This window comes from Priestia sp. BR_2 (assembly GCF_041954005.1).
GTDB classification, from domain to species: Bacteria; Bacillota; Bacilli; order Paenibacillales; family Paenibacillaceae; genus Paenibacillus_AQ; species Paenibacillus_AQ lautus_A.
The window spans coordinates 182,151-194,204 of sequence record NZ_JAVFHM010000338.1 but is presented as its reverse complement, the minus strand read 5'-3'; the positions used below and the strand labels follow the sequence as shown (position 1 = coordinate 194,204).

Below are 12,054 nucleotides of genomic sequence, written 5' to 3'. Positions count from 1 at the left end.
GCGATTTCGTTTTTTATGTTGGACGTCTATCGCATTCGGGCACTGTTTTTTGGTATAGTGTACAGAGTAGAAAGGGGGGACGCCGATGGATGCCAAAGCGGCGGCCAAGGCGGTCAAGCAGGGAGACGTGTCTTCCGTCTATTTGCTGTACGGCAGCGAGAAATTCCAGATGAAGGAGTTCGCCGAATTTCTGGAAGCCCAGCTGATCCCGAAAGAAGACCGGGATTTTGCGCTGGTTCACATGGATTTAGGGGAAGTTCCGATACAAACCGTGGTAGAGGAAGCCGAGACGGTTCCTTTTATGGTTCAGAAAAAACTGATATTCGTCCGGGATACGGCTTTTTTTACGGCTGCAAAAGATAACGGGAAAGTGGATCATCGTCCAGAGGCTTTGCTGGATTATTTGACCAATCCCGCAGACTATAGCGTGATTGTCTTTATGGTGGGGCAGGAAAAGCTGGATGAGCGCAAGAAGGTAGTCAAGGCGGTCAAGAAGTCGGGGGTTGCCCTCTCCTTCATGCCTTTGGGCGGGGACGAACTTCTTCGCTGGGTGGACCAGCAGGTGAAGAAAGGCGGCTGCACGCTGCGCGCAGGCGCGGCGGAAGCGCTTGTTCGGAATGCGGGAACCAGTCTCCAGGCTTTATCGGGTGAAATCGAGAAGCTGTGTTTGTATGCGGGAGCCGACGGAGCCATTGATGTTGCAACCGTGGATATGCTGGTGGCGCGCAGCACGGAACAGAATGTGTTTGCGCTCGTGGAGGATATCGCCAATCTCCGATTGGACAAGGCGCTCGGGATCTATTATGAGCTGCTGAAGCAGCGTGAGGAGCCCATCAAGATTGCGGCCCTGATTACCAGGCAGTTCCGAATCATTCTTCAGGTGAAGACGTTATCCACCCAGAGCTACTCGCAGCAGCAGATTGCTTCCCAAATCGGGGTGCATCCTTATGCGGTGAAGATTGCTGGCGAGCAGGCCCGCAAGTTTCAGACGGCACGTCTTGAAGGCATATTGAACCATCTCGCCAATCTGGATTACCAGATGAAGACCGGGGCCGTGGATAAGGTGCTCGGAATCGAGTTGTTTCTGCTGCGGCTTGGCGCGTAAGCGAACCGAAATAAGTCAAGAGCGTACGGGGACGCGCGAGCGGCCGTACGCTCTTTTTCATCTAGAGATCAGAAAGTATGACCTGCAGAGCTAAACCAAGTTGACCCCGCATGAAAAACATCCGCTATAAGCGGTCAATTCTCGGAAGAGTGTGCATCGATGAACGTTTTTCTAATCACAAAAAGCCCTGAGCAGCGTGAACTGTTCAGGGCTTTTTCCATGTCGTATTCAACAAACGTTTCTTACGCTTGGGACGTAAGAGCGTTTAGTCTTTTCGCCAGACGGGATTTCTTGCGGGCAGCTGCGTTCTTATGGATCAGGCCCTTCGTTACGGCTTTATCAAGCTTCTTGGAAGCAGCTTGGAAAGCTACTTTAGCAGCTTCGATTTCTGTACCGTTCAACGCTACGTCAGCAGTTTTAACAGCTGTGCGAAGCGCGGATTTTTGAGAAATGTTAAGCGCGTGGCGTTTGTCATTTGTCTTTACACGTTTAATCGCGGATTTGATGTTTGGCATTACATTCACCTCCTGTAAGGCATTTCAATAGAGCGAAATGATTCACAACTTAAAATATTTTAGCATGGGGGTGGACAAAAAGCAATACTCATTCGGACTTCTGCATAATCTCTCCCCTACTCTCGCACACTACTAGCAATATGAGGAGGAGTGTGAATTTAGATGGATCTGGATCTGCAAAAATACTCGGTCCGAACGGATCTGGCCGTGGAATCAAGAGAACTGGCTGGAGGCACAGGAAGCGCGCCCATTCCCGGGGTTATGGAGGACGTGGTGCAGGAGGACGGAATCAAGATTACAAGGCTGGATGTGGAGAACGATGCTGCCTCTCAGCAAATCGGAAGGGTGAAGGGGCATTACGTCACGTTGGAGGTTCCCGATCTTCGCAAGGGCGATACGGGGCTTCAGGATCAGGTATCCGTTGTTTTCGCCCGCGAGTTTGAAGCTTTCATGTCCCGGATCGGGATTGGACCCAAGGCAAGCGTGCTCATTGTCGGGCTCGGCAACTGGAACGTGACGCCGGATTCGCTGGGACCGCTCGTGGTGGAGAACGTGATGGTGACCCGCCAGTATTTCGAGCTCATGCCGGATCGGGTGGCCCCGGGCTATCGCCAGGTAAGCGCCGTTGCGCCGGGCGTTCTCGGCCTGACGGGGATTGAGTCGAGCGAAACGGTTCAAGGCATCGTGGAACAGACGCGCCCCGAGTTGATCATCGCCATCGACGCACTGGCTTCGCGTTCGCTGGAGCGGGTGAACACGACCATCCAGATTGCGGATATCGGCATCCATCCCGGCTCCGGCGTCGGCAACAAGCGCAAGGGATTGACCCAAGAAATTCTCGGGGTGCCGTGCATTGCGATCGGCGTTCCGACCGTCTGCTACGCTTCCACCATCGTCAATAATGCGATTGAGCTGATGAAATCCCACTTCGGGGAAGGCGCGCCGGAGACGGGCAAGATTATGGGAATGCTGCACGATATCCCCGAAGGCGAGCGCCTCGCCCTGGTGAAGGAGGTTCTGGAGCCGCTGGGCCATGACCTTATCGTAACGCCTAAGGAGATTGACGAATTTATAGAAGATATCGCCAACATCGTGGCGACCGGCCTGAACGCGGCGCTCCATGAAGCCGTGGATCCCGGCAATGTAGGCGCGTATACCCACTGACCCATAGTAAAAGCTCCGAATCTATCGGAGCTTTTATATTTTTCCAGGATCTAGTTCTATCGAATCTCCCCGGTTCATAGATTTGAAGTATAAGAGATTACAGAGTCGCGGGAACGGCTGGATGAGGTCGGCATCTCCCGGCGAACCGAGGAGGACATCGCTATGAACAATCGCAAGTTCCGCATCTGGAATATTGCCAGAATGAAACGGAAGGTTATGGAAGGTCTGAGCATGGGGCGTACGTTAATTATACTGATGCTAGGCTCTCTTATATTTTTTATTTTGCTAGGGCTCGGGGGAATGGCGGAACAGCGGATGAATTCCTCGCCCGTGTCGTCGATGAAAGGATTGGCCGCTTCGTTATCCAGCCATTTTTTCATCGATATGATCGGCATGGAGATGCCGCATATGACGGCTTCCAAAGAGACCTCGAGCTTCTCCGGCGAAAAAATGTCTACGTTCGTCTTTGAGCTCCTGACGAGCGTAAACCCGAAGGATCCGAAGAGCCTCCTTGCGGGAGAGCTTCCCGGCATGAAGGCTAATCAACCGGTTCAGCTGTCGCACGGCTCCGGTAACGAGGATGGCGAGGCACCGGCCGATTACCGGCCGGATCCGGCGGAAGAGCAGGCGGAGGGAGAGCCCGCCGAGACCAGGGAAGAGCCGACGCAAGGCGAACAAGGGAACAGCGGCAATGAAGGAAAGGGCGAGGATGCTCCGGATCAGGGCGGGAAGGACGATCCCGGCAGCAAGAATGAACCCGGAAGCACCTCCAAGGACGGAAAGACAACGAACGGGAAGAAATCCGTGCTCATCTATCATTCCCACCCGCAGGAAGCGTATAACCCGCTGCTCTCGCATCCATCCGATAATCCGGGGGCGGTATCCCCGACCAAGAACGTCATGCTGGTGGGCAGCTTCCTGAGCAAAAGGCTTGAAGCCAACGGAATCGGCACCCTGCACGACAAGAGCGATTATCAATCTACCGTGGAAGGATATAACTATAACTATTCTTATAAATACTCGCGCCAGATGGCCATGGAGGCCATGTCCCAGAACGACGGCATCAACTATCTGATCGATATCCACCGGGATTCGCAGCGATACAACAAAACGACGGCTACCGTAAACGGCGTCAATTACGCCAAGGTGTACTTCATCATCGGACATGCGAACGAGAACTGGAGACAGAACGAGGCGTTTGCAAGCAAAATCAATGCCAAGCTGGAGAAGTCCTATCCCGGCGTTTCCCGGGGCGTGTGGGGCAAATCGGCGGACCAAGGGAACGGAGAGTACAACCAATCCTTGTCCCCGAACAGCATCCTGATTGAAATCGGCGGCATCGACAATACGAAGGAAGAATTGCAGCGAACGGCCGAAGCGCTGGCCGACATCATCGCCGACGTGTACTGGCAGGAACAAGAAGCCGAGAAGGCCAGTGTGAAAAAAGAGAGTGATCCAGCGAAGAGCAAGTCGGCTTCAGCAGCCAAGGACGGTAGAGATAAAGGTGCCGAGGATAAAGCATCCAAAGCAGGTTGAAGGTAAGGGGTCATTAACGGAGCAGGAATGAAGGGGTAAATCAAGGAGGGGCTTATGATGTCGAGATTGGGAAAACGGTTTGTGGCGCTAATCATATGGACAGGTATCGGCATATTGGTCGGCATGCAGCTTGGAGGGGCCAAAGGGCCAGTGCCGGCCGACGGTACCGGGGGAACGCAGACCGTGGTGCAAGGCCATGTTCAGGATCCGCAAGGCGGTACGGCCCAGGGAAATGGTTGGGGAGGGACGCGGAAGCATCCTCCCGCCCCTGAATCCGTCGACCAGGAACCGGACGCCCGTAAGACGGCAGTGCCCGAATACGAGCCGTCGCCCAGCGACATTCTGCTCCCCGAACGCTCCCAACCGCCTGCCGATGTGCTTGCCGACAAAACGGCCGGACTGCTTCAGCAGCTCTCTGACCAAAGCATCCGCTGGGTCGTGTCGATGTTCGGATCGATTACGGAATAAATTTCGCCTTTATTCTCAGCATTGCTGTGCATCCCCTCAACTGGTATAATAAGTTGATTCAAACATCTGGTGGTTGTTGGGGGTTAGGCATGACAGACGTACAAGTAAGACAACAAAAAATTCGTAATTTCTGTATCATTGCACATATAGACCATGGGAAATCGACGCTTGCCGACCGTATTTTGGAATTTACGGGCGCATTAACTTCGCGTGAAATGCAGGAGCAGGTACTGGATCAGATGGATCTGGAGCGAGAGCGCGGAATTACCATCAAGCTGCAGGCGGTTCGCCTGAACTACAAAGCCGATGACGGCGAGGAGTATATATTGAACCTGATCGATACTCCGGGACACGTCGACTTCACGTATGAGGTATCCCGAAGCCTGGCCGCTTGCGAAGGCGCGCTGCTCGTTGTCGATGCCGCGCAGGGAATCGAAGCGCAGACATTGGCCAACGTATATCTGGCCTTGGACAACAATCTTGAAATTTTGCCTGTCATTAACAAAATCGACCTGCCGAGCGCCGATCCCGAACGGGTGAAGCAGGAGGTCGAGGATGTGATCGGGCTCGATGCCAGCGATGCCGTTTTGGCTTCCGCGAAAGCGGGCATCGGAATCAAGGAAATCCTGGAGCAGGTGGTTCAGAAAGTGCCTGCGCCAACGGGTAGTTCCGAAGAACCGCTGAAAGCGCTGATTTTCGACTCCCATTATGATCCTTACAAAGGCGTCATCGTATATGTTCGCGTCATTGACGGCAGCATCAAGGCCGGCTCCAAGATCAAGATGATGGCCACCGGCAAAACCTTCGAGGTGATCGAGGTGGGTGCCTTTAAGCCGCGCATGTCCATCGTGGACGAGCTTAACGTCGGCGATGTCGGTTTCATCGTTGCGGGCATCAAGAGCGTGGGCGATACGCAGGTCGGGGATACGGTAACGGATGCCAAGCGTCCGACGGCCGAGCCGCTCCCGGGTTACCGTAAAATCAATCCGATGGTGTTCTGCGGATTGTATCCAATCGAAACATCGGACTACAACGATCTGCGCGAGGCGCTCGAGAAGCTGCAGCTGAACGATGCATCGCTCAGCTTTGAGCCGGAGACGTCCAGCGCGCTCGGATTCGGCTTCCGCTGCGGATTCCTGGGCCTCCTTCATATGGACGTCATTCAGGAGCGGATCGAACGCGAGTTTAACATACCGCTGATTACGACCGCGCCGAGCGTGATTTACCGCATTACGCTGACGAACGGAGAGCAGATTCAAATCGATAACCCTTCCCATTATCCTGAGGTCGGCAAGGTCGATTATGTCGAAGAGCCTTATGTTAAAGCAGCCATTATCGTGCCTAATGATTATGTCGGAGCGATCATGGAGCTTTGCCAAAACAAACGCGGCGAATTCGTCAACATGGAATACCTGGACACGACGCGCGTCACCATTACCTATGAAATTCCGTTGTCGGAAATCGTGTACGATTTCTTCGATCAGTTGAAATCGAGCACCAAAGGATATGCTTCATTCGATTATGAGCTGTCCGGATACCGCCGGTCCAATTTGGTCAAAATGGACATTCTGCTTAATGCCGAGCAGGTGGATGCCCTGTCCTTTATCGTGCACAAGGACCGCGCCTACCACCGCGGACGGGCGATTTGCGAGAAGCTGCGCGAGCTGATTCCTCGCCAAATGTTCGAGGTGCCGATTCAGGCATCGGTCGGTACCAAGGTCGTGGCCCGCGAAACGGTTAAAGCGATGCGCAAGAACGTGCTTGCCAAATGTTACGGCGGCGACATCTCCCGTAAGCGGAAACTTCTGGAGAAGCAGAAGGAAGGTAAGAAGCGGATGAAGCAGGTGGGCAGCGTCGAAGTGCCGCAGGAAGCCTTCATGGCCGTTCTGAAAATCGACGACAAGTAATAGGAAGCCAATGGCAGGGGAACGCCTTTGAGTTAAAGAGCTGCTCCTTGCCTGTATAGCCTTCTCGATGTAAATGATGGGAAAGCCGATTCTCGGCTTTCCTTTCTTTCATTCCAAGAGGCATAGCGTTATAGTAGAGAAGGAACTTTCAAGAAGTTACTTAAAGTAAGTCATGCCAGAGCGGTATATGAGGGGGCAAGAAAAGAATGACGGCAAACGATCAACGGACGGAAGCGGTGTACATCCATATTCCGTTCTGTACCAATAAATGTTTTTACTGCGACTTCAATTCCTACGTGTTAAAGGATCAGCCGGTAATGGATTATTTGCGAGCGCTGGATAAGGAAATGGAGCTGACCGTTCAGGCTAATCCGCCGGGACGAATCAAAAGCATCTTTGTAGGCGGCGGGACGCCAACCGTGCTGAAGCCGAACGAAATGGAATACTTCTTGCAGAGCGTGAAGCGCCATTTTCCGGAATGGTCCGATAGCATCGAATTTTCAATGGAGGCGAATCCCGGCACCACGGATCTCGAGAAGCTGTCCGTCATGCGCCAAGGCGGGGTGAACCGGATCAGCTTCGGGGTGCAGGCCTTCCAGAACACATTGCTGACCGGCATCGGCAGAATTCACGATACGGATGACGTATACCGGAGTCTCGATAACGCCAGAAGAGCAGGCTTTGACAACATGTCCATCGATTTGATGTTCGGTCTCCCGAATCAAACCTTGGACATGCTTGCGGAAAGCGTGGATAAGGCATTGGAGCTCGAACTCCCGCATTATTCAATCTACAGCCTGAAGGTCGAAGAGAATACGCTGTTCCATACGATGTACCAGCGAAACCAGCTTCCGCTTCCGGATGAGGAGGACGAGCTGAATATGTACCTTCTTTTAATGGAACGGATGAAGGCTGCCGGATATAAGCAGTACGAAATCAGCAACTTTGCGAAACCCGGCTTCGAGAGCCGGCATAATATGACGTATTGGCGCAACGAAGACTATTACGGCCTAGGCGCGGGGGCGCACGGATATGTCGGCCGTCAGCGCCATGTGAACATCAAAGGGGTCAATCCCTATAATGAAGCAGCCAATAAAGGCCTTCCAAGATTGGAGAGCTTTGAGATATCTAAGGAAGAAGCGATGGAGGATTTCCTGATGGTCGGGCTGCGCGTGCTGGACGGCGTCTCGCGCAGCCGGTTCCGGGAGCAGTTCGGGATCTCCATGGAGGATGTTTTTGCCGGTCCGCTGAATAAAATGGTAGGCGCGGGCCTCCTCGATGCCACCGAAGACGGGTATAAGCTGAGCAGCAAAGGCATTTTGTTTGGCAACGATGTGTTTGGCGAATTCATAGGAAGCCTGACGACAAATTAATCTATTGAACTTATATGCGCTCTGTTGTATATTTATTCATAACATGACGGAGCGTGTAAAGGGGAGACGGACAACATGTCGGCGGTATGCAGAAAAGCAAAGTTAGAGGATGTCGAGCCGCTGTATCAGATGATTCAGGGTTATGCCGAGAAGGGGATTATGCTCCCCCGGTCCAAAAAAGTGCTGGAGAAACAAATCGGAGAATTCGTTGTAGCTGAATCCGAAGGGCACGTCATTGGCTGCGGTTCATTGTGTCAGCTGGGAAGCGATTTGGTCGAGATCCGTTCGCTCGGCATCTCGGAAGGATATAAAGGGCAAGGCATCGGCTCCATGCTGGTGGACACCCTTCTGGAAGAAGCGAAACGCCGCGAACTTCCGAAAGTAATGGCCTTGACGTATGAGGTATCTTTTTTCATCAAAAACGGCTTTGCCGTCGTAGAGAAGGAGATTTTTCCGGAGAAGGTATGGACCGACTGCATCCACTGCAAGAAGCAGCATGCTTGTGACGAAATAGCTGTTCTTAAAGTACTGAACTGACTTGACAATCCTCAGGTCGGTTTGGTATTTTTGTTATATCGGTTAGCACTCGATGGCGATGAGTGCTAACGAAAGCGAAAATGAGCAGTCAGCAAGGAGGGAAGCGACATGTTAACAGATCGTCAGCGCATGATTTTGAATGCCATTGTGGATGACTATATCCGTTCTGCCGAGCCGGTTGGTTCAAGAAGCATTTCCAAGCGAGGGGACGTCGGCTACAGCCCGGCAACCATTCGCAACGAGATGGCTGATCTGGAGGAGCTCGGGTTTCTGGAGCAGCCCCATACTTCAGCTGGACGAATACCGTCGCATAAAGGATATCGATATTATGTTGATCATCTCACGTCGTCGTTTTCCTTGAACCCTGCGGAACTGCATATGATGAAATCATTTTTTGCAGAAAAGCTGAACGTGATGGAGCAGATGATACAGCATACAGCCGGCATTCTGTCTCAAATGACTAATTACACTTCCATCCTGCTGGGACCGGAAGTTTTTCATACGTCTTTGCGCCATTTCCAGCTTCTTCCTCTCCATGAGGATCAAGCGGTGGCCATCATCGTTACCAGCACAGGGCAAGTCGAGAACAAGGTTGTTTCGATTCCGCAGGGCGTGTCCGTATCGGAACTGGAGCAAGTGGTAAATCTTCTGAACAAGAAGCTGGTCAATGTGCCTCTATATAAACTCAAGACTCGTTTGTATTCGGAAATTGCCGAGGAAATGCAGCGGCATATTTCACATTATGAGGATCTGATGAGTATGCTGGATATCGCTCTCAACAACGAACCGGATCACCGGGGGGTCTATCTGAGCGGCACGACCCACATGCTGAACCAGCCGGAGTTCAAGGATGTTGATAAGGTTAGGGAAATATTCGAGCTTCTGGAGCAGACTCCCGCACTGATGAAGCTCATGGCACCTGCTCCCGGGGAGCACGGTGTCCAAGTGAAGATCGGCACGGAGAATACGCATGAGGCCATTTCGAACTGCAGTTTGATCACTGCGACGTATTCGATCGACGGCAAAGCGCTTGGTTCGATCGGCATTCTCGGTCCTACAAGAATGGAATATGCACGGGTGATCGGCATCTTGAATGTGTTATCCCATGACCTGACGAAGCTGCTGTCACACTGGTACAAATAAAGGAGTGAGACAGATGAGCCAAGGACAACATAGCCAAGTGGACGGAGACGAGCGTTATTCCACGCTGCTGAACAACAGCAATGCCGTCCGCGCAGTTACGTCCGCCGTAGAAGGCACGCTTGGCCCCAAGGGGCTCGACGTCATGCTGGTTGGCCCGCGCGGCGAAGTGGTCATCACCAATGACGGAGTGACGATTCTGGACAAAATGGATGTCACCCACCCCGCCGCGCGCCTTCTGATTCAGGTGGCTCGGGCGCAGCAGGAGAAAATCGGCGACGGTACCACAACGGCAACCGTGCTTGCGGGCGCCCTCGTGCAGGAAGGGGTATCCCGCATCACGCGCGGGGTGCCCGCTTCCAAGGTGGTTGAGGGCCTGCGTCAGGGAGTCGAGAAATCGATGCAGCTCTTGTCGAAGCGTGTCCGGCTGATCGGCGGATTGGATGATCCGCTGCTGGAACGGACGGTGCATGTCGCCGGGCGTGAACGGAAGGACATCGTGGAGCTGGTTATGCAAGCCGCGCGCAAAGCCGGAATCGACCGTCTGCAGGATCCTTCCTACTCGCTCGCAGACAGTATAATTGCGCTGGAGAATGCCGAGAATGAAGTGTTCGAGGGGGTTCTGCTCCGGCAGCGGCCGATCTTCGCCAGGGAGTCCAAGTCCTACGACGATGCCAGAGTGCTGGTGCTGTATGATTCCCTGGAGCCCGACGACATCGACGAAGAGGCGCTTACAACCGAAGCCGGATTCGCGCAGTATATGGATCTGCGAAAAGTGTTCGCGTCGGATTTGGACAGATTGTCCGAACTATCCGTAAAACTCATCCTCCTCGAAAAGGGCATTCATCCGGATGCGGAGCAGTTTTGCCTGGATCACGGGATGATGGTGGTGCCGCGCGTATCGCGTGCGGATCTCCGCAAGGTAAGCGACATGACGGGAGCTACACCGATACGCCGCAAGGCGTTACATAAAGACTCGAAAGAGCTTGCGGCCCTTCTGGGTCATACCCCGCGCGTCGCTTATGATGAAGGCATCGAAAAAATCCGCCTGTCCTGCGGCAGCAAGGACCGCATTGTGACGGTGATCGTCGGGGCAAGCACTTCGGAAGTGGTAGGGGAGGCCGCCAGGATTGCGGGCGATGCCGCTTCGGCACTGCAGGCTGCCGTATCCGGCGGGGTGCTTCCAGGCGGCGGGACAAGCGAACTGGCCGTGTCTTATGAACTGGAACGGATCCGGGAAGCCCAGAAAGGCATGGAAGCCTTCGGCATGGAGGCAGTTTCCGCCGCGCTGCGAAAGCCGATGTCGCAGATTCTTCTGAACGCCGGTTATAATCCGCTTGAGAAGATGGAGGAGGTCCGAGCCGCACAAATCCGAGCCGACTCCGACTGCATGGGGATTGACTGCGACAGTGGGCGGGTTGTCGACTATGAAGAGCTGGGCGTGCTGGATCCGGCCCCGGTCAAACTTCACGGCCTGCGGGCAGCCGGCGAGGTTGCGGCTGCCGTGCTGCGGATTCATCATGTGATCAAGATGAAGGAAATAGGCGAATAACGCTAAGATAGATGAGTTATAGACCGTCTGGTTTAGAATATGAAGGAGGTGAAGGCGTCTTGAATAATGAGCACAAGGATGCCGTTCAAGATACAGTTACAGAAGAAACGATCGAAGAAACTTTGGAAAACACGCCAAACACGGGTGAGAGCGGGTCTCCGGAGGAGGCCGTGAATCCCGAGCAGGAGATTCCCGTAACGGAATCGGCTGATGAAGCCGCAGGTTCGGCCGAGCTTGAGAAGCTTCAGGCCGAGCTGCAGGAGCAGCAGCAGCGTACCCTGCGGGTACAAGCGGATTTCGATAATTTCCGCCGCCGCACGCAGAAGGAGAAAGAGGATCTGGGCAAATATGCTTCCTCCAAACTGATTACGGAGCTTCTGCCCGTCATCGACAACTTTGAGCGTGCCCTCCAGGCATCCGAGGAGAACCCGGAATTTGAATCCTTCTCCAAGGGCGTCAACATGATCTTCCGTCAATTGGAATCCGTTCTTGCTACCGAAGGCTTGAGCGCAATGAAGAGTGTGGGCGAGCCGTTCAATCCGGAGTACCACCAAGCGATCATGCAGGTGGAGAGCGATGAGTACGAGGAAGGCATCGTGGTTGAGGAAGTGCAGAAAGGGTACATGTTAAAAGATAAAGTATTGAGACCTGCCATGGTTAAAGTGAGCATGTAAACGACTTTCGATAGTCGTTTATCATATAAAAATGATGAATGTCATGCGGGGATTCGCATGAATGAATAAGGAGGAAAATTTTA

At 53.3% G+C, this 12,054-nt stretch carries 11 protein-coding genes; 10 read left to right on the top strand and 1 reads right to left on the bottom strand.

Annotated elements, in window-relative coordinates:
• Positions 1–85: 85 nt before the first annotated feature.
• Entirely contained in the window at positions 86–1,105 is a 1,020-nt protein-coding gene (holA, locus tag RB298_RS30100; RefSeq protein WP_096773028.1) for a DNA polymerase III subunit delta, read from the top strand.
• Positions 1,106–1,347: 242 nt separating this feature from the next.
• On the opposite strand, the gene rpsT is transcribed toward holA, so the two are convergent.
• Positions 1,348–1,620 carry a 30S ribosomal protein S20 gene (gene rpsT / locus RB298_RS30095; RefSeq protein WP_009590780.1) on the bottom strand — a complete coding sequence of 91 codons (273 nt, stop codon included), beginning with the start codon at positions 1,618–1,620 and terminating at the stop codon, positions 1,348–1,350.
• Between the two features lie 162 nt (positions 1,621–1,782).
• Here rpsT and gpr point away from each other — a divergent pair, with 162 nt between their 5' ends.
• From gpr to grpE, 9 genes are all read left to right on the top strand, one after another.
• A complete protein-coding gene (gpr, locus tag RB298_RS30090) occupies positions 1,783–2,784 on the top strand; it encodes a GPR endopeptidase (RefSeq protein WP_015734174.1) in 1,002 nt (333 codons plus the stop codon).
• Positions 2,785–2,946: 162 nt separating this feature from the next.
• Positions 2,947–4,320, top strand: a complete 1,374-nt coding sequence (locus RB298_RS30085) for a stage II sporulation protein P (RefSeq protein ID WP_486050031.1) — start codon at positions 2,947–2,949, stop codon at positions 4,318–4,320.
• Positions 4,321–4,374: 54 nt separating this feature from the next.
• Positions 4,375–4,788, top strand: coding sequence for a hypothetical protein (locus RB298_RS30080; RefSeq protein WP_090911872.1), 414 nt, complete (start codon positions 4,375–4,377; stop codon positions 4,786–4,788).
• Between the two features lie 89 nt (positions 4,789–4,877).
• A complete protein-coding gene (gene lepA / locus RB298_RS30075; RefSeq protein ID WP_036666087.1) occupies positions 4,878–6,695 on the top strand; it encodes a translation elongation factor 4 in 1,818 nt (605 codons plus the stop codon).
• Positions 6,696–6,901: 206 nt separating this feature from the next.
• Entirely contained in the window at positions 6,902–8,068 is a 1,167-nt protein-coding gene (hemW, locus tag RB298_RS30070; protein WP_096773030.1) for a radical SAM family heme chaperone HemW, read from the top strand.
• Between the two features lie 75 nt (positions 8,069–8,143).
• Positions 8,144–8,605 carry an N-acetyltransferase gene (locus tag RB298_RS30065; RefSeq protein WP_036666086.1) on the top strand — a complete coding sequence of 154 codons (462 nt, stop codon included), beginning with the start codon at positions 8,144–8,146 and terminating at the stop codon, positions 8,603–8,605.
• Positions 8,606–8,713: 108 nt separating this feature from the next.
• Entirely contained in the window at positions 8,714–9,748 is a 1,035-nt protein-coding gene (gene hrcA / locus RB298_RS30060) for a heat-inducible transcriptional repressor HrcA (RefSeq protein WP_015734180.1), read from the top strand.
• Positions 9,749–9,761: 13 nt separating this feature from the next.
• Positions 9,762–11,297 (top strand): TCP-1/cpn60 chaperonin family protein, encoded by a 1,536-nt coding sequence (locus tag RB298_RS30055; protein WP_096773031.1) that lies wholly within the window; start codon positions 9,762–9,764, stop codon positions 11,295–11,297.
• 59 nt (positions 11,298–11,356) lie between these two features.
• A complete protein-coding gene (grpE, locus tag RB298_RS30050) occupies positions 11,357–11,971 on the top strand; it encodes a nucleotide exchange factor GrpE (protein WP_486050027.1) in 615 nt (204 codons plus the stop codon).
• Positions 11,972–12,054 lie beyond the last annotated feature (83 nt).

Coding starts and splice junctions, on each gene's coding strand:
- hemW (WP_096773030.1), top strand. CDS start 6,902: ATGACGGCAAACGATCAACGGACGGAAGCGGTGTACATCCATATTCCG.
- gpr (WP_015734174.1), top strand. CDS start 1,783: ATGGATCTGGATCTGCAAAAATACTCGGTCCGAACGGATCTGGCCGTG.
- RB298_RS30085 (WP_486050031.1), top strand. CDS start 2,947: ATGAACAATCGCAAGTTCCGCATCTGGAATATTGCCAGAATGAAACGG.
- rpsT (WP_009590780.1), bottom strand. CDS start 1,620: ATGCCAAACATCAAATCCGCGATTAAACGTGTAAAGACAAATGACAAA.
- holA (WP_096773028.1), top strand. CDS start 86: ATGGATGCCAAAGCGGCGGCCAAGGCGGTCAAGCAGGGAGACGTGTCT.
- RB298_RS30080 (WP_090911872.1), top strand. CDS start 4,375: ATGATGTCGAGATTGGGAAAACGGTTTGTGGCGCTAATCATATGGACA.
- hrcA (WP_015734180.1), top strand. CDS start 8,714: ATGTTAACAGATCGTCAGCGCATGATTTTGAATGCCATTGTGGATGAC.
- lepA (WP_036666087.1), top strand. CDS start 4,878: ATGACAGACGTACAAGTAAGACAACAAAAAATTCGTAATTTCTGTATC.
- RB298_RS30055 (WP_096773031.1), top strand. CDS start 9,762: ATGAGCCAAGGACAACATAGCCAAGTGGACGGAGACGAGCGTTATTCC.
- RB298_RS30065 (WP_036666086.1), top strand. CDS start 8,144: ATGTCGGCGGTATGCAGAAAAGCAAAGTTAGAGGATGTCGAGCCGCTG.